This is a genomic window from Endozoicomonas sp. (assembly GCF_051008435.1).
Classification (GTDB): domain Bacteria; phylum Pseudomonadota; class Gammaproteobacteria; order Pseudomonadales; family Endozoicomonadaceae; genus Endozoicomonas_A.
In genome coordinates, this window is record NZ_JBPCXO010000523.1 from 1 (window position 1) to 20,338 (window position 20,338).

The window sequence follows — 20,338 nt, forward strand, 5'->3', positions numbered from 1 at the left end:
GTTTATCACCCAAATCTGCACACCCAAAAGTAAGTTCCGCCCATTGTTCAGGAGGTAATGGCAACATAACCTTGACTCATCGCTGAAAAGGATAAGTCAAGTTTGGGATTTGTGATAAAGAGATAGAATGAAAGCAGGGGGCGAAAGATATATATCAAGGACGAGCACTACACCGACTGGGAAGAAATTCAACAAAAACATGTTGGTAATTTTTACTTCACCTCAATTTTAAGGGCTATCTACAATCTTCAAGCAGTAGCGAAGGGCTCTGGGAGTGACAAGCAGAAAAAAGCTGGCCTCTATTCAATAGATTTAGACGGAGCCCAGCTCAGCTATAAAATTTGGGGTAATAACTGCGTTTTAATAGAAAATTTGAATATGCAGAGCCAAGGTGCGTCTGAATCTGCGCCAGGTCTATACGCTGTTGAATTCAGCACCAGAAGCAACCAGTGGGAAGCAGATCAGAGGAAGAGGTTACAGCCTAATTATAAAAAGCAAATAGTACATGAACCTTATATTGCAGTCTGCGGTAAATATGATGATCTAACCCAGGCCAGCAACAAGATGGTAGAGCATATTCAAGGAGCATATAAGCTAAGATCTGGACAGGTAGCCTCACGGAGTAGCGCCTATAATCTATTTTGGCAACCAGCAGGGTTCAATGATGACTCAAACGTTGAATCTCTTGCCTCCATCATTCAGCAATCTCAAGAACAAGAAGACGGAGTTAGTTGGCTTGTACAAGGAGAGGGCGCAAAAACTTTTGTAATGGCTTTAGAAAAGCTAAGAGTCAGCAGTCTTGCTATAAAAAAAGCAGGACTTTCTACTCAACCTAGCTATAAGCCTGAGCTCAAGACAATCAATCATCGGGTCTTTTTTTCTTCGCCTAGAGGAAAAGGAACAGGCAAAGATGACCTGAAACGATTATCCGAGCATGCTGGAATGCAATTTATAGGTATCCAGTACAATGATTATGACCTGCAAAATCCAGATATTCGTAAAAACTTCAGAATCTCTTGTGAGAAGGTAGGTGCAACTGCTTTTCTTACTGGGGGTGCTGGCACTGCTGCCCTGAAAACTACAGGAGTCGGCTCTCTAATCAAACTAAGTGAGCAGGCAATGCAAGCACCCCTATACGGCAAAGCAGGGATAGCAGTTATAGGGTTTTTAGCAATTAAAAACGTTGTGTATCCAACACTGAGTAGCTATGGGCGTGCATTCGCTAATTTTGGTGGAAATACGTTTGGCAAGGGAAACCAAAGCTGGCAAGGATAGATACTTAAAAGATACAGACTCTATCTACAGTCTCATGGATAGAGTCTGTATCTGACTTAATGCGGATATTGCTGATCCAGGAAATTAGCTACAGCATCATCATTGCACTCACCAATCACATCGTGATCTGGCAGTTTCGCTTTTAGACGCTCAGTAGCATCCCCCATCACCTGATTTTTACTGATATTGCTGGCCTTCTACACAGCCAGTGTGGCTGTGAACTTTATGCACGCCATTATGGACACCGGCATTCTTTTCTAAGCAGCCTGTGCGGCTGTGAACATACCGACACGACGCTGAATGGTTTCACCTTTTTTCTAAGCAGCCTGTGCGGCTGTGAACGCAATCTGGTTGTTACTTCTGTCGCTAGAGATTTTCTAAGCAGCCTGTGCGGCTGTGAACGACCGGCTGGGCTGGGGTGCGTTTTCCAGAGATTTCTAAGCAGCCTGTGCGGCTGTGAACTTCTGACCGGCACGACTATGCCCTGCTGGGTATTTCTAAGCAGCCTGTGCGGCTGTGAACGTTCACCCTGACTTCTACGAACAGCTCGGAAATTTCTAAGCAGCCTGTGCGGCTGTGAACAGCAGGTAATTACTTTCTGGAAGATTCGGCTATTTCTAAGCAGCCTGTGCGGCTGTGAACTCTGCCTGGAGACAGCCAGGATCGATGCCCATTTTCTAAGCAGCCTGTGCGGCTGTGAACCAATGCGTGGTGCTCTTTGTCATAGTTAAGGTTTTCTAAGCAGCCTGTGCGGCTGTGAACTGACTGTAACTGGTTTTCTTGCAACGACGACATTTCTAAGCAGCCTGTGCGGCTGTGAACTTCAACTTGTGAACTTTTCGCCCCGCATTCGTTTTCTAAGCAGCCTGTGCGGCTGTGAACATTGGAATGAATACCAAGCACTTCTCGATGAATTTCTAAGCAGCCTGTGCGGCTGTGAACCTTGCTCGCTCACTTGATCACCTCCCCACACTTTTCTAAGCAGCCTGTGCGGCTGTGAACAAAAGCGACCTGGAGAAACAAAACGCCGCTCTTTTCTAAGCAGCCTGTGCGGCTGTGAACATACAAGGGCTGATTCCGTTTTGACTTTGACATTTCTAAGCAGCCTGTGCGGCTGTGAACTCGTAGGTATCGTGCCCTGGCAAGGCTGGGAATTTCTAAGCAGCCTGTGCGGCTGTGAACATTCACCGAAGATCTGACCAAAACCGATTTGTTTTCTAAGCAGCCTGTGCGGCTGTGAACGTCAGTGCAGGCGGTTCGAATCGGGTGTTAATTTTCTAAGCAGCCTGTGCGGCTGTGAACTTGATCGCTTCTTCTGAGACTTCCGCCAGTTTTTTCTAAGCAGCCTGTGCGGCTGTGAACTTTTAACGGGGAAGAGGTTGAGGCCATTGAGTTTTCTAAGCAGCCTGTGCGGCTGTGAACCATTAGCCGCCACCGCAACCGCCTGCTTTTCTTTTCTAAGCAGCCTGTGCGGCTGTGAACTGGGACATGTCCTGCACACCATCGCCGAATTTTTTCTAAGCAGCCTGTGCGGCTGTGAACGGTGGGGGCAACCGGACCAACCACCAGAATCTTTTCTAAGCAGCCTGTGCGGCTGTGAACGTGAATCTCCCGCCACCAAGCCTTTCGGCTATTTTCTAAGCAGCCTGTGCGGCTGTGAACTACAAATTCAAAAAAGGCGGGGGCGTGGTGAATTTCTAAGCAGCCTGTGCGGCTGTGAACAGTTAGGTGTACATCAGGTAACAGCCCGTTTTATTTCTAAGCAGCCTGTGCGGCTGTGAACGGGTCCAATGTTTTCACCCAACTTAACAAAGTTTTCTAAGCAGCCTGTGCGGCTGTGAACGAAGACTCAGAGCTGCCGCAGGATTTTGAAGATTTCTAAGCAGCCTGTGCGGCTGTGAACGGGTGTTAATGGTGATAACACACCTCGGGAATTTTCTAAGCAGCCTGTGCGGCTGTGAACGGAAGCCATTACCAAGGCCACTGAGGCCAGATTTTCTAAGCAGCCTGTGCGGCTGTGAACGGCTCAGGAACACCAGGACACTGAGGACGCATTTTCTAAGCAGCCTGTGCGGCTGTGAACCATGAATATCTGGTCTATTACCACCACGATCATTTCTAAGCAGCCTGTGCGGCTGTGAACATGCTATTTTCTGGTTTTGAGTTTCTCATGATTTTCTAAGCAGCCTGTGCGGCTGTGAACTGTAGTCTGAACGTCTCATCCCCAGAGACTCTCTAGCCTCCAGCCTGAAAATCCTTTTTTACCCAATATTTTTCACCCACCTATAACCCATTGATTTTTATATATTTTTAAAAACCATTATTTTTTTGGTTAAAACCAGGGTAAAGCTCCCTGCCCTGCCAGCCCATAAGGTGTAAAAGCAGCGGTTCCAGAGGAAGACTGCTCCAACCTCTCTTCCTGAATAAACAGTCGAAAGCGCTGTTCACTGCTCAGGCTTTTCATCCAGATATAAGGCGCTTTGGTAAGTTGAGGTGAGAAGTTCTTCCTTTCCTCCCGAGCCTCTTCCAGAGAAATGCCCTTTCGTTTCGAGGCTCTGCGGGCCAGACGCTCTCCACTGGATTTAGGATTCAGGCGTTTATAACGAATATACCCATTGACCGATTCAGGCACAGGCCTGATGGATGTGATATGCACATAATCCATCAGACGTTCCAGCCACAGCTCAATAGCCAACTGACTCAATATCGGTTTATCCGGCGCAAAAATACGGAGCTTGCGACCCAACCGAGGCTGCGTTGCACTGAACTCAGGAAAACTGACACCTATTTCACTCCGACCATCCAGACCTTTATTGTCCACCAGAGCCAGATGCACTTGCTGGTACACCTTTTCCCAGAGAAAATGATGCCCAATCTCGCCGCCAGGCAGCAGAGTGATATCCAGATAGACTTTCATGCCCACTCCTATTTATCACTCTGGCCAAATACACCACCACGTACGAGTACCGCCATCACATAGTGTTCATCTTCAACGCTGCTTAATGAATTCCCTCTGGCCCAGCTGTCAAAGAAAGTATAAAAATCCATCTTTTTGGCGGGAGTACGGAAGGCTTTGCCAAGACTGGTCACTGCACCATAGGGCTCCACGGCAATCGGGCCTGCGCTCTGCTCAATATCGTCAAATTCCGGATACCAGGTATCGATGGTTCTCAGGGCATTACCCAGTTTCTGGGAGTGCATGGCCGCCATGGCGTTCACACAATAAAGAATTTTACTTTTCTTCCCTTTGCCTTTGTCCAACACCAGCTCTTCACTGGGATAGACTTCCTGGGCTCTGCCTGCCTGAACGTGGCAGACAATATCCAGCATCAGAAACTCGTTATCGCTGGAGAGTGCATGAGCAATACGATCCGCTAAAGCGGCCAGCGCCGGATTGTCTTCTCCCTGGTCAAAATCACGTACAGAAAAATCCAGTGCATTAAAATTCCACGTCTGCTCAGCCCCTTTGTTCAACGCACTGACCTGAACGTCTATATTTTCAGCGCCCACCCGGTTTCGCCAAAGAAAGCGGGCATTAGCAAGGTTCAGGGCATAACGTCGTGCCAGCTCCTGAAAACCTTCCCGGCTGATATAGCCTTTTGCCGCCTGCTCATAACTCTGTTTGAAACCTGCATGATTACAGGCAGAAGGTTGGCTCACCCCGCCCAGCACTTTCAGGGTAAAGTGCAATTTCAGAGTATCCTGATCCGGCCCCAGCGCGCAGGAATCCACCGTTTGCAGATTGGGTTTATCCACTTCTGCATTCAGTTTCGCAGGGTCGTTCTGCACCGCTGCTTTAAGGCGATTGGAAATCGTACCTCGCACCGATTTTTCCTGAAGTTTAAGAGGTGTACAGTTTTCCCGGTTATCCCACTGAGTGCCGTACAGGTAGCCATCGGAGGGTACCAGTTTTTTCTCAAAAGCCAGTACAGAGGCCATTGCTTGTTTTGCTGCCATGAGCGTTCTCCACGAATTAAAAGTTAACGTTAAAAACCGTCCGGTTCTGATTCAGTTTCACCCAGGGTGGAAACACCTTGTTGACAGAGGTAAAGCCGATTTTCAGCGTCGTAGTGATAGCGCCAGATCAATTGATCCAGCTGTTCGAGTTGATAAGGCATTTGAAATTCACCGAGAGTGACTACGCTCTCGGCAAAACAGTGTGGAGTGTCCGGGTCACGCTGATTTTTCGCCGAACCCAGTTCAGTGATAGCCTGAAAACCCACAGCAACAGGGACTATCCAGCCTTTCTGACCGTCAGGCCCCACGGTTCTACGCTGGCTCTGCCATTCATGCTGCCCCCCCTCTTTCCCCGATTCCGATTTAACACACTGATGATGAACCGCGAGGTAGTCCAGCATAGCGTCCATAGCATCCTGGCCACAGGCCATTGCCGACTGCATAAGATCACGACGTTCCAACAGACAGTGGCCCGGCATCAACTTGTGCTTTAATCGATTAAAAGACTCTGGGCCATTTTCTCGCACCTGCTCAATGACAGGCTCATGGAAATTGTTAATATCGCCACCCGCTACTTTCATAGCAGCGCTCAAGTAATGACTGACTCGCTCCAGCAGGGTATCGATATTGTTCTTATGGAGTTCGATACCCGATACCTCCAGTACCAGGCTGACCACCAGATGACAGCGAGCTTCCTCAATAAACGCCGGGCGCTTGCCATCTTTATCCAGAGGGTTTGCGGTCCCTACAATGGAAGAAACATAATCCCCAGGCCCCTTATAGGTGTGCAGCTGAATGTTGTGACAGGTCACTCCGGTCCCCTCAAAACACAAGTCGTTAAACAGTGCTTCCTCCCGCAGTTTGCGCTGCAGGGCATGGGAAAAGCCCAGCCAGGCGGTCATGGCCGGGAAACCGATCGTACAAGGACTGGAAAGCGCATTAGCGTTCAACACGTTAAGCTGGGGTATTAATAACAGGTTTCTGCTCATCTAAGCGCCTCCTGTCGTTTTTCAACCAGAGTTTGAATATAAGCCACTTCAGCATGAGCCAGTTTGATGGCATTGCGAATTCGAGATGAGTAACCCAAGGCGATCCATCTCGCTATATCCACCACCAAGGGTTCGAGCCAGTGCTCTTCCTGCTCTCTTTTGGCTTTACATTGATCCAGTAGCCAGATGCTCTGATGTTCCGGCAACTGGCTGCTTTGCGGGTAGTACTGGTCAGCCGCCGCCTGCCTCACGGCCCACATACGATGAATAACCCGATCCAGAAGTTCATCTATACAGAGGTCCCTGCCTGCTTCCAGATTTTTGCGGGGAATCTTTGAATCAATTCCGGCTTTGAGAATTCGATGAAGCTTTTTGAACGCCTCATGACCTTCCCGGTAAAAGATAGATTCTTGAAAGAAATCCGATTTCGGGAAATGAACATCACGGTCATATAATTGGGGCGGCATAGAGAGCAACAGATGAGCTTTGCCGCCATATCTGTTATTCAGAACACTGATATTCTGAGGCTTGGTACCGCCATAACCCATGGTAGTAATGTCGTAAATTTCTGCAAACCCCTCTTCGCTGTACTGATTTTTTTGCTTCAGTTCCCTGAGTGTTTTGGATTTTACCGAAAAACGAATATCGTCAATTCGATTCCGCAACTCATAAAGAACGCCTGAAGGGGTCAGAACAGAAAGCAGATGATAATCGCCGTCTACTGGAAAATAGACCTGTTTGATTTTAGAGCTGGTCACCGTTTCGGTGTCACTGGATGTCATGGCGAGAAAGCCATTTCTCAGAGTTTCATAAGGCGCAGAACCTATGGTTAACAATTCTTTAGTCAGCGTGCTCTCCTGTTCAATATGATCCAGCAGACTCTGCCCGTCAGCCATTTCCAGGGTCAGAAATTTATGCACATCCAGTACGGCGGCATTCCCCAAAGCATCCGATTCCACAGATACATTACCGGTCCTCAACAAACCATCAGCCCTGCACTCAGACTGAGCAATAACCGGTGTCACATAACCATTTTTATTTTTGCGGGCACTGGGGTGGCTGAATGTGCAGGGGTGGGTAGCGATACTGATTTGACCGGCTCGTTTTGCCGCATCGGGAAGCCAGGTCTCTTTGGAAAAACGCTCCTCGCATTCTGTTTCAAGACTATTGACCTGATCGGCCGACATGGAGGTTTTGATTTTGGATTTAAGCCAGGCTTCCTTGCGCTCTGCAAAGAATTGCCGAATGGCGGGGTCAGACATGATCTCTTGCTCTCTGATTTAAAGCTGAGCCTGGAACAACTCCAGGCTCGGAGTTGACGTTCAGGCTGCATCAATCCATTTCTGCTTCTGCCTTAACAGGGGTTCGACATTAGACATAACTTTTCCCACTGAAACCTTTCGAGACAACAGCATATAAAATAGTTCAGGACTCTTGGAGATCAAGGAAAAGTTACAACGTATTCTACTTAAAAAGACACAGGTTTCTTATACAGGTTTCTCCACAGCTTCTAAACTCTTGTAGTTACTATTCAGGGATTCAACTGCCGTAATGCAGCTTAGAAATGTGTTTTTTTAAGAAGGATTCTTTTGTTCACAGCCGCACAGGCTGCTTATAAAGCTACCGACCAGCTACTTTTACCCGACTTCAAGGTCAATTGCCTTATAGCATCGACCTCTTCACTCTCCGCCAGCAGGTTCAGGAAAAAACTGATCTTGCTGTCGGCTTCAATGGATTCCAGGTAATACATACGTAAAACGGCATCAGCAGCTTTTGGAATAGAGGTCTGATCTTTTTCCCAGCGTGCCAGGGTTTGGGTATCCACCCCCAGCACTTCGGCCACGCTCTTCTGGCTCATTCCCATTTCTACGCGAAGAAATCTTACCTCCTCTCCCTGAAGCGCGCTTTTCTTTTCCGTCAGATGTCGTGCAATCAGGCGGTGCAATCCATGCACATCCTCTACGCCTATATAGGTTTCACCGTCAACCTCTTCCATCTGATAGCCGTCTGCAAGATGAATATAAGACAGACCACATTCTGTATAGTGATAACTCATGTTATGACTCCCTCCCTACTGAATAATCACGGTAACAAGGTATGCTGCCGGGTCGTGTTCTGGTCTGCGCAAATCAATCACCAGCTCAATTACATCACCAGAAGAAAAGCCCAACATAGTAAATTTCCATGAACCTTTAGGTGTCTGGCTGGGGTGTTCAGTAACATAGCTCCGGCAAGATTTTAAAACATCAAACACCTGTTTATTACTAACCCTTCGCTCAAGCATCCTCTCTTTGGCATGCAAACTGAACCTTACTGATCCAGTATGATTTTCAGCCAGATCACGTACAATTTTTAGAGCAGAGTTTGCCTTTAAAGGAAACTCTTTAATAGAAACTTTCGTCTCAGCATTCATCAGAATACCTATCAATCTGATAGCTATCACTATGATAGATCATTTTGTTTTATTGTAAATATCCAGAAAGCTATACAGAAGCCAGTCTATCAATTTTTGAACAACCACCTAACCTTCACCTTCACAAAACTACTTCTCCACCAGCCCCAGCTGATCGTTGTACCCGTATTCCCGGTACTTGCCCGGCTCCCGAAATCTCAGTTCACCATAGCGCAGGGACACCCAGGTCAGATTATTGGAATCTGCCTCAGACAACCGCTCTTCCAGCAAGACCGGATAATCACGAAACAGCCAGAGGCGCATTTTTTCCTCGTCACTCAACTCAAATCGCTCAATGCGATACTCATTAGCAGGGTTCTGCTCTTGATTAATAAAGTCTCCATTCACCCGTTTGTCGACAGAGCCTTTCTCATCCTTTTCTACAAAGAAAGTACCCTGCTCTTCCGATACTGCCAGGTAAACGACCTTGGTAGGGGCGCTGTTTCGAAAAGGATTAAAGGCCTGGGACAAACCGGTCAGAAAATAACTCTGACTCAAATAACCCTGCAAACTTTCAGGCCCATAAGCCCCATAGTTTTTCAGATCATGGGCAATGACCGCATGCTCCAGCTGAGCCAGCCTGGATACCCTCTGTTTTGGCTGTTCCTGAATGCGTGGTGTGGCATCCAGGCTTTGATCGAGGGTTTTCAGATCCACCAGCTCTTTTACATCATGGGTTCTGCAGCAGGCACTTTTGTTTTGGGGCGATATTTTCCTTTTGGACTCATAGCCCGGCTGGCTGAAATAAGGCTGCAAGGGTTTGTTGCCATCTTGCAATGTTTTCCAGTTGTACTGCATAAGAGCAATATTTGCCGAATCCACACTGTGCTCCCGGTGTCGTAATACCCGCCCCGCCATCTGCACCAGAGAGCGATAGGAGGAAGGTTCGATCACTGCCCAGTCAAAGTCATGATCGCGTCCCACTTCTTCCACGGGTGTGGCCACCAGAATAAACAACACATGTTTGATAACCTTTTGTCGAGCTAGTGCTGTAAGGTGTCGGCGTATCTCTTCATTGCCAAGCGCTGGATCAACACCCGTTTTTTTCGGTTTTCTTTTTAACACCTGATCCAGATGCTGTTCCTGGGCATTGCGAAGTAAAAGTACCTGCTGACTGTGATAAGCCATCAGGCGAACCGCCACATTTTTCGGGAATGAATGGTTGAGAAGATAGCGGGTAAGAGCCACACAGGGTTTGATATTGGCCATGCGGATAACACCAAAAGACACATTCAACTTTGTCTCAGGGTCTTTAATAGCCTGTTGACGATGCAGATCCAAAGCGGCAGTAGTAATGCTCTTGAACCAGGCTCCCTGCCTGTCTGCCTCCAGCTTTTTACCCTGACTGTCCTGATACTTTTCCAGAATAGGCTGCTGTTCTGCCAGCACTACCCTGCGTTTAGCCGGTTGCTTCTTCAGTTGCTGAACCCGCTTCTCTATAAACAGCCTGTGGGCTTGGGCATACTGACTTTGGGCCTTGTCCAGTCGGGTATGGCTAATAACCTGGGTACTAAACTCATCAATCCACGCACAACCTATAGCGTTACTGACGGTTCGGGTTTTACTGAAAAGATTCCAGCCCTCCCGGTAGGCATTGAAATAACCTTCTGCCATAGCCGGTGGAATGGTAGCGGAAGAGATCATCACCTTTCGCCCCAACATTCCGGCCAGGTGGATCAGGCGACCTATGGCAATGGAATCTGTACCGGTAAAATCATCGATTTCATCAATCACCAGATCAGACGAAAAAAGACGCAAACAGGGCAAAATATATCGCCCCCCACGGGTCGTTTCGGTGGCAGCCATCATATGATCAAGGGTACAGACTAATACCGGCGCATGAAGAAAAGCGCTTTCCCGACTTCCTTTCAAAACCGTCGTCAGCCACGCCTCTGACCTATCCGCTTCGTAGTCTATCTGGCTCTCTTCCTGCAACAGTGGGCTCATAGATTCTGAACCCAAAGAAGATTCATCACTCGGCTCTGTTTTTTTCTTATTGCCCTCATGTAATTCCTGAAAGGCTTTGGAACCGATTAAGACCGCCAGATCATCACTGCTCTTTCTAAAAATACGCTCCCGGTATTCATCCCCGGTCTGCAAGGTTAAGGTTCGCAACCCCAGCGCCAGAATATATCGCAGGCTGTCGCCACTCTCTGACAGCACTCTCATGACTTTGGCATTGGCCAGGGTTTTACCCTTACCAGTGCTGGCAATATTCACCGCAAAAAAACCATATCGCTGATCAGTATGATCCGCTTTCCAGGCTTTAATTTTGCTAACCGCCTGATCCTGCCAGTAAAAAAAACCACCTTGCTTACTGGTTTTTTTCAACTCAGCCGTATCATCAGAGCCCCTGGGCTCTCGCTCAATGGCAGGCAGGTTATAGACGTTGCTGACCGCCTGTTTACAGACACCTAATAGATGTTGATCAAGATTCTGCTTTGTACTCTTTCTGCCCTGTTGATCCTTCTGCGTATTGGCTTTTAATCCTGTTTTGCTCCATGCCTTGTCACTACTGTTTGAATAGTTGTGATCACCCAGCATCAAGGCTAATCGAGCATGATGAAGAATCACCCGGTAGCTGCCATCTTCGAGGCATTGTTTGATCAGCGGCTGTAACGTGATTAACTTTTTTGACCAGCGTATTATTTGACTGAGCCATTGGTCTGAGTCTGTCAACAACCCTTGGGGAAATACCAGACACTTTTCCAACGGATGAGAAACGTTCTGATTTTTATAGTTCCAGCTTTCATCCACGTACTGAAGCAGACTGGCGATAGATTCTGCTTTATCAGGAAGCGTCGTTTTACTTATATCAGGTCGCGGCAGACGATGATGAGAGACGATCAGCCAGGCCACCAGAGAGGCTGCCGGGGGCAGATCGTGTAAAGCCCCGGACCGATCAGCGGCATCGACGTTTTTCAGTTTTTCTTCATCCAGATCACCTCGGGATAGACACTCCAGCCACGAGTCATCCGATCCATCGCCCGATAGTTGCACCAGCCTTTTCAGCAATAAACAGGACACCCATTCATGACGGATAGCGTCAGCCGCCAGCCCTTTGTAGTCCGGTTGCAGTTTCTGTTGAAAACGGGCGCTGGCCTTGCCCCAGTCATGCAGTAGTGCGGCTAAAGCCGTTAAAGTCTGAATAAGCGGCAGATAATGCCAGTCTGCCCGGTCATCGGCTCGAACACGATTCACCTTTGTCCTGTTAACTGGCACCCGACCTTTCTGATCAAACCGACTTCTGTTGCCCACTACCCAGACCAGCTCGGTCCGGGAACGGGAGCGAATCCAGTGACAACTGACTGCAGTGCTTTTTGAGGCGGTTTTTCTTAACTGTTTGCGAACCGCATTCAGCCCTTCCTGGGTGATCAGAACCTGCCAGGTATTGGTACCTATTCGATCCGCAAAGGCATCCAGAACCCGTCGTGTTTTTTTCAGGGCCTTTTTTTCGCACTGGGAGATAAAGGTGACCATCATGATGGTGCTATCGCCTCAAGCTGATCGATATTCAAGGCGACATGCTTCACCTGATTAAACATAAAATCCAGTGCCTTATGATCGGTAAACGCCTGAAGACACTGCTGACGAAATTCCTGCTCGGTGGCACCTTCTTCTGCACAGATAAAAGCCCAGGGCAGAACCAGGGCATCCTTGATCAGGTCAGCCACATCAAACACCAGTGCTCCACGTCGGGTTTTCCCGTGCATCACGGCAAAGCCATGGGGAATACCCAGCACCCAGAGTGTGGTCGCAGCCAGACCATAGGCCAGATAGTTACCATGATTAAGAAAGGCATTGGCCAGGTCTTCCGCTTCCCGGCTGCGGGTAAAATTTTCATACCCGGTACTATTGGCTGCGTGCTTGTATAAATTCTTTGTCAACAAAGCTTCGGTCTGCAGCAACGCTCCGGTATGATCTGCCTGCAGCACTTTACGCTCAAAGCCTTTTAACGCCCGCTCAATCTCCGCTCTGGCACTGTCAAAGCCGCTGCGGTTCAACTCTCGATCCCTGGTCCAGACATTTTGCAGAAAGCTGATCCTTGCCCTCTGAAAATAACGGGCGGCTTCCAGGCGACGATCGTCCTCAAACCAGAACTTCAGCCAGCCCTGCACATACTCTGTGGGTCGATATTCACTCTGGGGGGTCAGCCACTCCACCTCACTGGCCATTAACAGTGGCGTCCCCCCACTGCCACAGAAACCCACCAGAACCCCCGCAGAGGCCAGCATCCTTATAGCCGCCTGGGTAATAGACGTGCCTATTCCCAGCATCAGGCAAGTCGTGTTGGCAATGGGAATATTCCAATACTGGTTCTCCTTCTGTGCTTCTGTGAGGAAAAGAACGCGACCATCCTTTTGCATGATCCGGCATTTCTCCAGATAGTAGATATTGGCCCTTTTGGAATGGAGTATGGCTTTAAGGTCGGTTAACTGGTCCAACGTGTATTACCTCTGGAAACCTTGAGCTTCCAGTGTATAGCCAGAATCATCGCTTGTAGTCCCCTTTCCCGTGAGAGCCCTGGACCCTTTTTTTAGCGACAGAAAAAAAGCCTTATAAATCAACCTATTACATGAAGTAAAAAAATATTGGTAAAAATGGTTATTTTTTCTCTAGCCCTTGTAGGTACAGTTGTTTTTCGATTTAATCTTCAGTTCACTGCCGAGCAGGCAGCTTAGAAATCTTGATCTGTCTGATGAAACTATTGATTCTGGTTCACTGCCGAGCAGGCAGCTTAGAAATGCAGGTTCCTGGTTGTATGTCGATCCGGAGGGTTCACTGCCGAGCAGGCAGCTTAGAAATTTCAGGACTTCCGCTTTCTGTTGCTGGGTCAGTTCACTGCCGAGCAGGCAGCTTAGAAATTGCAATAACATCCTTGGCCGTCAGTCTCTTATGTTCACTGCCGAGCAGGCAGCTTAGAAATAAATTCGACCATAACACCCTGGATCCGGATAGTTCACTGCCGAGCAGGCAGCTTAGAAAAGCTCGCAGGCCTTATGACCTGACCAGCTGATGTTCACTGCCGAGCAGGCAGCTTAGAAATTTCTCAGATCGGAAATAACCTCACTGGTAAGGTTCACTGCCGAGCAGGCAGCTTAGAAAATGCACGGTGCCAGCACCGGCGAGAACATTTTGTTCACTGCCGAGCAGGCAGCTTAGAAATCATGAACGCCCGCCGCGCCAGACTTCAACACGTTCACTGCCGAGCAGGCAGCTTAGAAAAGAAAAAAGGGGCTATTGGTTGGCGTCACGCTGTTCACTGCCGAGCAGGCAGCTTAGAAAAGGTAAGCGTGGGAGTCTCCGGTACCAATATTGTTCACTGCCGAGCAGGCAGCTTAGAAAAATGCCAGCCCAAGGTCACAGATTCGTTTGATGTTCACTGCCGAGCAGGCAGCTTAGAAATTTAATTCAGTGGCACGTCATCGTGTCCACTGGTTCACTGCCGAGCAGGCAGCTTAGAAAACCATGATCGCCAAGGTCATAGCCAGTCAGGAGTTCACTGCCGAGCAGGCAGCTTAGAAAAATGACTGAAATGTTCTGAAGAGACTGAATAGGTTCACTGCCGAGCAGGCAGCTTAGAAATTGTAGGTACCCTTATATTCCTCGGCCAGTTCGTTCACTGCCGAGCAGGCAGCTTAGAAAATAATATTGAATTAATACTACGGTGTATTCTCGTTCACTGCCGAGCAGGCAGCTTAGAAATCTCAGGACAGTCAGAATTATTGCGGTCAGGTGTTCACTGCCGAGCAGGCAGCTTAGAAATCTTTTTAAGATCGCTGATAGTTTTTGCCTGAGTTCACTGCCGAGCAGGCAGCTTAGAAAAATAAATGTGATATCTGTCATTTCCGCTTTCCGTTCACTGCCGAGCAGGCAGCTTAGAAACTATCACCACGCACGCCCTACCACCCCCTCCCGCCCACTGCCGAGCAGGCAGCTTAGAAAGTCGCCCGTAACTGTCTAACACGCGTGTCAGAGGTCACTGCCGAGCAGGCAGCTGAGAAATTCCCAAGGTTTCCAGGGCAAAAGTCCGAAGCGTTCACTGCCGAGCAGGCAGCTTAGAAACAACGCTCAGGAGTTTCCAACGCCAGCACTGTGTTCACTGCCGAGCAGGCAGCTTAGAAACACGGGGGGTGAAGTGATGCCTCCTTTCATTGTGTTCACTGCCGAGCAGGCAGCTTAGAAAAAGTAGGTGAAATAACTATAGTGCGACCTAATGTTCACTGCCGAGCAGGCAGCTTAGAAATGATCAGGGAGCTCGTCCAAAACCCACACAAAGTTCACTGCCGAGCAGGCAGCTTAGAAAGTCAAAACTCATCTCCATATCGTCCGGTAACAGTTCACTGCCGAGCAGGCAGCTTAGAAAGAAAGGGGTTGGGCTTATGGGTAGGTATTTGAGTTCACTGCCGAGCAGGCAGCTTAGAAATTACAAGATTATTTCACAGACTCTGGCGTAAAGTTCACTGCCGAGCAGGCAGCTTAGAAAAGAACGGATTGATGAAATGTTCGACGAGACAAGTTCACTGCCGAGCAGGCAGCTTAGAAAAATTCCAGCTTGAGCTACGTCATCCAAAAGAAGTTCACTGCCGAGCAGGCAGCTTAGAAAGAATCGAAGGTGCGGAGCTAGTCGTTTGCTGCGTTCACTGCCGAGCAGGCAGCTTAGAAACGTGACTGGCCGCCGTCAGCACCTAGCCAGGAGTTCACTGCCGAGCAGGCAGCTTAGAAAATTTTTTCTAAAGCCTGCTGAACCTGGCACATGTTCACTGCCGAGCAGGCAGCTTAGAAATCAATTGGGACGCCATATAACAACGCACTTGAGTTCACTGCCGAGCAGGCTGCTTAGAAATATTGAAACATCACCATATTGCTTTAGCTCTGGTTCACTGCCGAGCAGGCAGCTTAGAAAAATGAAACGGGAGAACTGAAGCAGGAAAATAAGTTCACTGCTGAGCAGGCAGCTTAGAAAACAGCGCCAACGATGGCTACCATGAATATTTTGTTCACTGCCGAGCAAGCAGCTTAGAAAATCAACTTCACGTCAATGCGCAAACAGCCGTTGTTCACTGCCGAGCAGGCAGCTTAGAAAAGTGTGAAACTGTTTTACATAGGCCGTATTAGGTTCACTGCCGAGCAGGCAGCTTAGAAATAAAAATGGTGATTAAGCCGTATAACCTTGGTTCATGTGCCGCCGAAGGCAGTCACATGAACCGTTGTTAGGTGCATGGCACAGGCTACGCTCGTTTTGATAGTATACGCTACCTTAATATTTAATAGAGAAGTAGAGAAATGCCAAAAATTACTTTTTATACCGGTTTCGCAAAAAAAAACCTTACTGACAACAAGTGTGAAGAATTTGCTGCATGGGCTGGGGAGCAGCTTAGACAGGAGTTCCCTAATGCCGAAATTTTCATATCCGATGACATTGGTTTCAATGCTTACGATATTGAAGGTGAAGACCCTTACTTATATAAAACTGAAATTGGCGGATTTGTTGAGCGACTCTACGACAGATGGTGTGAGCATTCCTATGTTGCAAAGAGCTAACTTAAGCACCTAACACAGTAGTTCACTGCCGAGCAGGCAGCTAAACCTCCCTCTGAGGAGGTTGTCGAAAAAGCGCTGATTCCCATATACATTCCCACGGCGGACCGTGGGAACGAGGTTTAGGTAGTTGAATTTCTAACTCGCTCTATCTACAGAAAAGCTCTGTAGATAGAGCTGATATCAAACTTAATGCGGATATTGCTGATCCAGGAAATTAGCTACAGCATCATCATTGCACTCACCAATCACATCGTGATCTGGCAGTTTTGCTTTTAGACGCTCGGTAGCATTCCCCATCACCAATCCTTTTCCTACTACCTGTAACATCTCAACGTCGTTCATGCCATCGCCAAAAGCGACTGCATCTTTGAGTTCAAGACCTTTGAGCTTCATCACTTCTTCCAGAGCTGCTCCTTTGCTCACGGCTGGCGCCATGATTTCAAGACAGGTATCCAGGGAGAAAGCCATATTAATGGAGTCCCCAAAGGCTTCGTTGATATCCTGTTCCAGATCGAGCAACTCTTCGTGTTCCTGAGCTATAAAAAACACCTTGATGATTTTATCGACAGGGATCGAATCCAGATCCTGCATGGTGTAGCTAAAGCCGGTGTCTTTATGGAATTTCAGCAAGTCTTCATGGTGTTGTTCCACATACCACTTGTCTTCGCTGTAAACACTGAGGAAAACTTTGTCACTGTGCTTACGGCCAAGAGCTATCAATGGCTGAATAAATTCCGGATCCAGGTCATGGCCAACAATCATTTCACCCTGAGGGTTGTGGGCCCGTGCACCATTGGAGGTAATGGTGTACATCTCGATATCCAGCTGCGCTCTCATCTCTTCAACATCAAGATAATGCCTGCCAGTAGCAAAGACAAAGCGTATTCCCTGACTGCTTAAACGACGAATAACTTCTTTAGTGCGAGGCGCCAGCTCATGCTGGTCATTGAGAAGGGTACCATCAAGATCTGAGACAACAACGGGATACATGCATACCTCATAAATAGAGAGCGTTTTATCTGTATCCTGAGACTATTGACCATGATAACGCTGCCTTCTTATAGCCTTATACAAGCTTTCAGAGTTTGCAGCATTCTCCGCTCATGGCTGTTACATGACACAGTGATGAACAGACAAAACAGGTGGGTTAGCCTCTGCAATTATGCACGTTGGTCTAACTTTCTGACAATAGGCGCATGTACGAAAGATAATGAGTTAAGTTTTCTAAGACTGGCTAGAACCAGTAGGATTGACCCTGACGATATACGAAGAAAAAAGAAGCCGCAGAGAGCGGCTTCGGCTAGAAAGGCTTACTCGAAAGTAATTTCATCATCTCTCAGTGCGGCCTTGATCACATCTCCTGGTGAGTACTTACCTGCAAGAATGGACTCTGCAAGCGGGTTCTCAATACTGCGCTGGATCGCACGTTTCAATGGGCGGGCGCCATATACTGGGTCAAAACCTACTTCGGCCAGTTTATGCATTGCGTCGTCTGAGACCTCCAGAGATAAACCGTTTTCTTCCAGACGTTTGTTCAGTCTGCTTAATTGGATAGCAGCAATGCCTTCTATCTGCTTTTCTGTCAGAGGATGGAAGACCACCAGCTCATCAACACGGTTAACAAACTCAGGCCTGAAGTGAGTTCCCACTACATCCATAAGGGTTGATTTCATTGCCTCAAAATCTTCCCCCTGCATAGCCTGAATGACATCAGATCCCAGATTGGAAGTCATGACAATCACTGTATTCTTAAAGTCTACCGTTCTTCCCTGCCCGTCTGTTAAACGACCATCTTCCAGTACCTGGAGCAAAATATTGAACACATCTGGATGAGCCTTTTCCACTTCATCCATCAACACGACTGAATAGGGTTTACGACGAACAGCTTCTGTCAGATAGCCACCCTCTTCATAACCCACATACCCAGGAGGTGCTCCCAGCAAACGGGCGACAGAGTGCTTCTCCATGAACTCGGACATATCGATACGGACAATGGCATCTTCGGTGTCAAAGAGGAAAACCGCCAAAGCTTTGCACAATTCCGTTTTACCCACACCCGTTGGGCCAAGGAACATAAAAGAACCATTGGGTCGATTAGGGTCAGCCAAGCCTGCCCGCGAGCGTCGTACTGCATTGGAGACAGCCACTACCGCTTCATCCTGACCGATGACGCGTGCGTGAAGAGCATCTTCCATCTTCAGTAGTTTTTCGCGCTCCCCTTCCAACATTTTGGCAACAGGAATACCTGTCCAGCGGGAGACCACTTCGGCAATCTCTTCATCGGTGACCCGGTTACGGAGCAGTTTGGTTTCTCCGCCTGATTCAGCGGCATCCGCCTCGGCCAGCTTTTTCTCCAGTTCAGGTAGCTGTCCGTACTGGATTTCTGACATTTTGGCCAGATCTCCGGAGCGCTGGGCAGCTTCAAGCGCTATCAACAGTTTTTCACGCTCTTCTCTTAACTTTTGTGAACCTTGAAGCACCACCTTTTCAGCTTTCCAGATATCTTCCAGATCGGAATATTCTCTTTCCAGGCTCTCCACTTCCTCATCCAGCAGACCCAGTCTTTCCTTAGAGGCCTTGTCGTCTTCTTTCTTAAGAGCTTCCCGCTCGATCTTCAGCTGAATCAGACGACGCTCCAGACGATCCATTTCTTCCGGCTTGGAATCCATCTCCATACGAATACGACTGGCCGACTCATCAATCAGATCAATAGCCTTATCAGGCAATTGCCTATCAGTGATATAGCGCTGGGATAGTTTGACGGCAGCGACAATAGCCGGGTCAGTGATATCAACACCGTGGTGAGCTTCGTAACGCTCTTTCAAACCACGTAAAATGGCAATGGTATCTTCTTCAGTCGGTTCGTCCACCAGCACTTTCTGGAAGCGACGCTCTAAAGCAGCGTCTTTTTCAATATACTGACGGTATTCATCCAGTGTCGTTGCACCGACACAATGGAGCTCTCCTCGTGCCAGAGCAGGCTTAAGCATATTGCCAGCATCCATGGCACCTTCAGCTTTCCCTGCTCCAACCATGGTATGAAGTTCATCGATAAACAGAATGATCTGGCCTTCCTGCTTGGACAGTTCATTGAGGACCGACTTCAAACGCTCCTCAAACTCTCCCCTGAACTTGGCCCCGGCAATAAGCGACCCCATATCAAGCGACAAGAGCCTTTTACCCTTAATGCCATCCGGAACCTCGCCATTAACAATTCTTTGAGCCAACCCTTCGACAATGGCTGTTTTACCAACACCTGGCTCACCAATAATCACCGGATTGTTTTTGGTTCTCCGCTGAAGTACCTGAACGATACGTCTGATTTCATCGTCCCGACCTATAACCGGATCCAACTTACCTTGTTCAGCCAGCTCAGTGAGATCAATCGTGTAGGTTGCCAGAGCATTTCGATTGTCTTCTGCATTGGGATCATTGACGGCTTCTCCGCCCCTGAGATTACTGACGGCATTTTCCAATGCCTGCTTGCTGACACCCTGACCATTCAGAACACGGGAAAGTGCAGAGCTACCTTCCATCATGACCAGCAATACCGTTTCACTGGAAATAAACTGATCGCCGTTTTTCTGGGCCTGCTTGTCGGCCAGGTTGAGCAAACGAATGGTTTCCTGAGATGGCTGGATGTCCCCGGTGGGATTATTGATCACAGAAACCTGTTCAAGCAGCTTCTCGAGTTCATCAGCCAGTTGCTGCAAATTAAAACCAACCTGACTCAACAGGGGTTTGATAGAACCACCAGGCTGATTAAGAAGAGTCAATAACAGGTGGACAGGCTCTATTTGATTGTGGTCTTTTCCCAGAGCCAGTGACTGAGCATCTGACAATGCAGACTGCAGCTTACTGGTGAGTCTGTCTGCTCGCATAGTTAGTTCTCCCGCGCTTTGTTTCTTGCCAACGTAGTCGGCTTCTATAACTTATATTGCGGCAGAATCGACCTTTTCAAGGCTAGTACTCGAAACCCATTTATTTGTCCGGTTCAGTGCCCCATAAAGCGGCCAGATGCAAGGCAGTCCTGTGCAGGCATAGGTTTTCTATGTCAATCAAGACTAAACACTGCCAGATGGCCGCTTTATGGGGCACCCTCCGGGCGACTGAGAGAGGG

Annotated in this window: 12 protein-coding genes and 2 CRISPR repeat arrays; of the genes, 2 read left to right on the plus strand and 10 right to left on the minus strand. The window is 48.2% G+C overall.

The annotated features are described in order from the left end of the window. The first annotated feature begins 378 nt into the window (after positions 1-378). Positions 379-1,275: a hypothetical protein gene (locus ACR2PX_RS26255; RefSeq protein WP_434002317.1), complete on the plus strand. Its 897-nt coding sequence runs from the start codon at positions 379-381 to the stop codon at positions 1,273-1,275. Between the two features lie 194 nt (positions 1,276-1,469). Continuing rightward, positions 1,470-3,478: direct repeats of the CRISPR family, unit length 28 nt; unit sequence TTTCTAAGCAGCCTGTGCGGCTGTGAAC. A gap of 129 nt (positions 3,479-3,607) precedes the next feature. Here the strand turns inward: ACR2PX_RS26255 and cas6f are convergent. The 8 genes from cas6f to cas1f form a co-directional block, all read right to left on the minus strand. Next, positions 3,608-4,192 carry a type I-F CRISPR-associated endoribonuclease Cas6/Csy4 gene (gene cas6f, locus ACR2PX_RS26260; RefSeq protein WP_434002318.1) on the minus strand — a complete coding sequence of 195 codons (585 nt, stop codon included), beginning with the start codon at positions 4,190-4,192 and terminating at the stop codon, positions 3,608-3,610. Positions 4,193-4,200: 8 nt separating this feature from the next. Next, positions 4,201-5,232, minus strand: a complete 1,032-nt coding sequence (gene csy3, locus ACR2PX_RS26265) for a type I-F CRISPR-associated protein Csy3 (protein WP_434002319.1) — start codon at positions 5,230-5,232, stop codon at positions 4,201-4,203. Positions 5,233-5,261: 29 nt separating this feature from the next. Beyond that, positions 5,262-6,221: a type I-F CRISPR-associated protein Csy2 gene (gene csy2, locus ACR2PX_RS26270; RefSeq protein WP_434002320.1), complete on the minus strand. Its 960-nt coding sequence runs from the start codon at positions 6,219-6,221 to the stop codon at positions 5,262-5,264. Beyond that, positions 6,218-7,483: a type I-F CRISPR-associated protein Csy1 gene (locus tag ACR2PX_RS26275; RefSeq protein WP_434002321.1), complete on the minus strand. Its 1,266-nt coding sequence runs from the start codon at positions 7,481-7,483 to the stop codon at positions 6,218-6,220. The genes csy2 and ACR2PX_RS26275 overlap by 4 nt, the downstream gene beginning before the upstream one ends. A 350-nt stretch (positions 7,484-7,833) precedes the next feature. Beyond that, on the minus strand, positions 7,834-8,277 hold the full coding sequence (locus tag ACR2PX_RS26280; RefSeq protein ID WP_434002322.1) for a helix-turn-helix domain-containing protein: 444 nt from the start codon (positions 8,275-8,277) through the stop codon (positions 7,834-7,836). A 15-nt stretch (positions 8,278-8,292) separates the two neighbouring features. Beyond that, entirely contained in the window at positions 8,293-8,634 is a 342-nt protein-coding gene (locus ACR2PX_RS26285) for a DUF4258 domain-containing protein (protein WP_434002323.1), read from the minus strand. A gap of 129 nt (positions 8,635-8,763) precedes the next feature. After that, a complete protein-coding gene (gene cas3f / locus ACR2PX_RS26290) occupies positions 8,764-12,156 on the minus strand; it encodes a type I-F CRISPR-associated helicase Cas3f (protein ID WP_434002324.1) in 3,393 nt (1,130 codons plus the stop codon). Then, positions 12,153-13,118 (minus strand): type I-F CRISPR-associated endonuclease Cas1f, encoded by a 966-nt coding sequence (gene cas1f / locus ACR2PX_RS26295; RefSeq protein WP_434002325.1) that lies wholly within the window; start codon positions 13,116-13,118, stop codon positions 12,153-12,155. Before cas1f ends, cas3f begins: the two co-directional genes overlap by 4 nt. A 212-nt stretch (positions 13,119-13,330) precedes the next feature. Then, positions 13,331-15,820: a CRISPR direct-repeat array (repeat unit 28 nt; unit sequence GTTCACTGCCGAGCAGGCAGCTTAGAAA). A gap of 140 nt (positions 15,821-15,960) precedes the next feature. Here cas1f and ACR2PX_RS26300 point away from each other — a divergent pair. Then, the gene (locus ACR2PX_RS26300) at positions 15,961-16,218 is read left to right on the plus strand and encodes a hypothetical protein (protein ID WP_434002326.1); all 258 of its coding nucleotides are present in this window, start codon (positions 15,961-15,963) and stop codon (positions 16,216-16,218) included. 186 nt (positions 16,219-16,404) lie between these two features. Here the strand turns inward: ACR2PX_RS26300 and ACR2PX_RS26305 are convergent, their stop codons facing one another. Together ACR2PX_RS26305 and clpB are read right to left on the minus strand one after the other, a co-directional pair. Beyond that, positions 16,405-17,208 carry a Cof-type HAD-IIB family hydrolase gene (locus ACR2PX_RS26305; RefSeq protein ID WP_434002327.1) on the minus strand — a complete coding sequence of 268 codons (804 nt, stop codon included), beginning with the start codon at positions 17,206-17,208 and terminating at the stop codon, positions 16,405-16,407. Between the two features lie 320 nt (positions 17,209-17,528). Continuing rightward, on the minus strand, positions 17,529-20,099 hold the full coding sequence (gene clpB / locus ACR2PX_RS26310; protein WP_434002328.1) for an ATP-dependent chaperone ClpB: 2,571 nt from the start codon (positions 20,097-20,099) through the stop codon (positions 17,529-17,531). Positions 20,100-20,338 lie beyond the last annotated feature (239 nt).

Coding starts and splice junctions, on each gene's coding strand:
- ACR2PX_RS26255 (WP_434002317.1), top strand. CDS start 379: ATGCAGAGCCAAGGTGCGTCTGAATCTGCGCCAGGTCTATACGCTGTT.
- cas6f (WP_434002318.1), bottom strand. CDS start 4,192: ATGAAAGTCTATCTGGATATCACTCTGCTGCCTGGCGGCGAGATTGGG.
- csy3 (WP_434002319.1), bottom strand. CDS start 5,232: ATGGCAGCAAAACAAGCAATGGCCTCTGTACTGGCTTTTGAGAAAAAA.
- csy2 (WP_434002320.1), bottom strand. CDS start 6,221: ATGAGCAGAAACCTGTTATTAATACCCCAGCTTAACGTGTTGAACGCT.
- ACR2PX_RS26275 (WP_434002321.1), bottom strand. CDS start 7,483: ATGTCTGACCCCGCCATTCGGCAATTCTTTGCAGAGCGCAAGGAAGCC.
- ACR2PX_RS26280 (WP_434002322.1), bottom strand. CDS start 8,277: ATGAGTTATCACTATACAGAATGTGGTCTGTCTTATATTCATCTTGCA.
- ACR2PX_RS26285 (WP_434002323.1), bottom strand. CDS start 8,634: ATGAATGCTGAGACGAAAGTTTCTATTAAAGAGTTTCCTTTAAAGGCA.
- cas3f (WP_434002324.1), bottom strand. CDS start 12,156: ATGATGGTCACCTTTATCTCCCAGTGCGAAAAAAAGGCCCTGAAAAAA.
- ACR2PX_RS26300 (WP_434002326.1), top strand. CDS start 15,961: ATGCCAAAAATTACTTTTTATACCGGTTTCGCAAAAAAAAACCTTACT.
- ACR2PX_RS26305 (WP_434002327.1), bottom strand. CDS start 17,208: ATGTATCCCGTTGTTGTCTCAGATCTTGATGGTACCCTTCTCAATGAC.
- clpB (WP_434002328.1), bottom strand. CDS start 20,099: ATGCGAGCAGACAGACTCACCAGTAAGCTGCAGTCTGCATTGTCAGAT.